This window comes from Methylobacterium sp. J-077, from assembly GCF_022829365.1.
Lineage (GTDB): Bacteria > Pseudomonadota > Alphaproteobacteria > Rhizobiales > Beijerinckiaceae > Methylobacterium.
Map to the genome: position 1 here is coordinate 1 of NZ_JAKSYJ010000239.1, position 2,966 is coordinate 2,966.

Here is a 2,966-nt window from a genome sequence, read left to right on the forward strand (position 1 = left end):
GCCTCAAACTGATCAAGCGGAGCATGTACGGCCGCGCGAAGTTCGATCTTCTGCGCCAGCGTGTCCTCCATGCCGCCTGAGGTCGACCCGTAGAGCTTGGCCGTACGAAGGCTCGCCAGCACCGAAAGTGCGGATGAACCCCATTCCAACGCCTTTTGACATCCAAGGAGATGAAGACTGCCGGCCAGACGCTGGCCATGAACCTGTGGAAGCGGGCCAAGCGCGAGGCTACCCTCCGGTTCGCCCACGAGCGCGAGGCGGCCGAAGTCCTGCGCGCCGAGGAGACCGAGGACCGCAAACACCTGCTCTCGCTGATCGAGAAGCTCCAAGCCGAGAGCGTCGCCCTTTTTGCACGCGCACAGGCCGCCGACGCCGAGTGCGAGCGGGTCCAGGGTCGGCTGACGAAGGTCGAGAACCAACTCGAACGCTTCCGCGTCGAGGAGTTCTGGGACCGCGTCATGCAGGAAGTTGCCGAATTACTCCCCTACCAGGGCGCCATGACCCCGGCGGAGATCCTGCCCGAACCCCGTACCTGGAACTCCCGACCGGCCTCCCTCGACGCGGTGCTGGAACGGGCCAACGACCTCATCTTCGCCAGCCCGCCGCGCCGGGCGATTGCCGGCCTCAGGCGCGAGTACGACCTGCGGCAAAAGCTCGACCCGGGCGGACCCAAGGTGACGTTGCTTCATCTCGTCTACCAATCCGGCGCCGACGAACTCGCCGCCAAGAGCTTCGACTTCTCGCGCTTATCAATCCGGGACCGTTGGGCCGCTGGCGGACGCGATGCGGTCGCCGGCCTTGAGCTGCTGCCGATAAGCGATCCTGGGAGCGGTCGCTTCAACTATGTCACCCTTACTGCGCCTGCCATAACGGCTCCCGCAGGCGGCGACCGGCCATGATCAAGACGCCGGAAGTATGAGCACCGGAATTCCCCAGCAAGAGGCGGGGCCGAGCGGGTTTAGCTGTTGAGACCGGGCCGCTCGGCCCCTATCGAAGCATGGACCCTGGGAAGGATTTGCACTTCGATTCTGTCTGCGTCGCGGGCCCTGGCGGTTCGCGACGCGAGAGCGTGTCCGCTCAGCCCTTGCGCACCAGCGGCGTCACGACAGGCGCGGCGGCGGGCGGCGTGTAGAGCGGAACGATGAACCGGATGAAGCCGTCCGTCGAGTAGTTGTCGCGGGTCCGGCCCAGCGCATTCGTGTACTGAGCGCCGGTGACCACGTCGCGCGCGACGTAGGCCTGAACGGTAAAGGCCTTGAAGTCGTAGCCGACGAGGCCGCCGACGGCGAAGCGGCCACGGTTATTGTACGCCGCGCTGAACTGGCTGATGTCGAAGTTGTAGGTGCCGTAGGCGATGGGACCGATCTCGAAGTTTCCGAACTTCTTGGTGGCGGTCAGATCGAGCAGGATTGCGTCCGAGAGGCGGATCGGGCCGATTGCGGCGCCGACCGGACCGCCGAAGCGGCCTGGCGTGTCGTAGACGTTGCCCGTCAGGTTAGCGGTGATGTTCCAGCCGTCGCCGGTGTAACTGCCCGCAACGCCGAAGCGGTAGGTGTTTGAGGAGAACTGCGGCAGCACCGGCGTACCGCTGAGGCCGGTGCCGAGCGAGCCGCGGCCAGCATCGAGGTCGTTCAGGTGAACGCCGCCCAGGAAGCTCACGCCGAAGTTGCCGCCGAGGTCAAATGCCCAAATGCCGGCCAGCAGGGTGCCGACATTGACCGAGATGTCCTTGTTACGTTGGCCGGCGCCATTGCGGGTGAAGGCAAACACGGTGGGCTGGGCGACTAGCGCCTCGATGCGGCCGCCGAGCGGCGTCAGCGGCGTCGACCACAGCAGGAACGGGACGTTGATCGCGGTGTCGGGCGAGAAGGGCTGGTCGGTGCGGCGATAGATGAAGGTGTCCACCGCGTAGAGACCTTCGGGTAGCGGCGCGCCGGCGGCGAGGCCGACCTGCTCGCCGGGAACCGTGGTCGACTGCGCGAAGGCCGCGGTCGCACTCAACGCGACGGCCGCGGCTCCCGCGAGAGTCGCCGTAATCCTGTTCAGCATCCTCAATCCCCTTCTCGCCGGACGCAGGCCGAGCGCTCCCGTTCGCCGAACGGGTTCGGCGCAGGTATTGGCAGTTTGTGTTGTTGGACCGCACGGTCTTAGTTGTATGGAAACGCGATCAATTTGTATGCATCTCCATCGACATCACGAGTGTGCCATAGAATTACTGCAAGTCTACTTTAATCTCCGCGGTATAGGTGCGGGGATCAGTTCGTGTTGCAGCAAAAACACGATGGAAGATGTGGAGGCTGTATCTACGAGGCAATCAAAGCCGTGCGCCTCCCACGCTGCTCAAGACGTGAGCAAACAAGGCCGGTACGCGAGCGCCCGCGAGACGTGCAAATGCACCGACGACGTTCACGACCGCGACCCGCAATGCGAGCGACTGTCACGGGCTTTGACTCGACAAGATGGGTCCGGACCTCGGCAAGAAGCCTGCCATCTGCCGAGGTCCCGAGCAGGGCGCGATGGCGGCAGGTCGTTTCCTGTCCTGAGGCCAGGGTTCTGCCGACGAGGTCGTCACCGACCGCAATGTTCGCGTGGGGAACCCTTTTTGGAGCCGGACTTCGGAGAGACCGTCCTGGCGGAAATACGGCATGCCCGGAACGTAAGGGCTTGCATCCGAAGGCGAACCAGCCCCGTACGGTCTCGTGAGCAAGCTCACCGACCTTCTCCTACGAGGGAGTGCAAGGCGGGGTGGCTAAACCCATTCAAGGCTTAGAACGTCTAACAAAACCATCGTTCGATGAAGCGCCAAACGATGAGGGCTGCGGCCAGGGTCGAGAAGGCGAGATGGATGTCGGCCCGTCGCTCGTAGCGGATGGCGAGGCGGCGGAACTTGGCGAACCAGGCCAGCGTCCGCTCCACGACCCACCTGTGTCGGCCCAGACGTTGGCTGCTCTCGATCCCGCGCCGGG

At 64.4% G+C, this 2,966-nt stretch carries 3 protein-coding genes; 1 reads left to right on the forward strand and 2 read right to left on the reverse strand.

From position 1 onward, the window contains the following. Window positions 1-170: 170 nt before the first annotated feature. The gene (locus MKL11_RS33655; RefSeq protein WP_409565940.1) at window positions 171-899 is read left to right on the forward strand and encodes a DUF3734 domain-containing protein; all 729 of its coding nucleotides are present in this window, start codon (window positions 171-173) and stop codon (window positions 897-899) included. Between the two features lie 178 nt (window positions 900-1,077). Here the strand turns inward: MKL11_RS33655 and MKL11_RS30910 are convergent, their stop codons facing one another. Both MKL11_RS30910 and MKL11_RS30915 read right to left on the reverse strand, forming a co-directional pair. Then, window positions 1,078-2,049, reverse strand: coding sequence for a transporter (locus tag MKL11_RS30910; RefSeq protein ID WP_243950835.1), 972 nt, complete (start codon window positions 2,047-2,049; stop codon window positions 1,078-1,080). Window positions 2,050-2,775: 726 nt separating this feature from the next. Then, on the reverse strand, window positions 2,776-2,966 hold a 191-nt coding region (locus tag MKL11_RS30915; protein ID WP_243950833.1), incomplete at its 5' end, for a transposase.

Coding starts and splice junctions, on each gene's coding strand:
- MKL11_RS33655 (WP_409565940.1), top strand. CDS start 171: ATGAAGACTGCCGGCCAGACGCTGGCCATGAACCTGTGGAAGCGGGCC.
- MKL11_RS30910 (WP_243950835.1), bottom strand. CDS start 2,049: ATGCTGAACAGGATTACGGCGACTCTCGCGGGAGCCGCGGCCGTCGCG.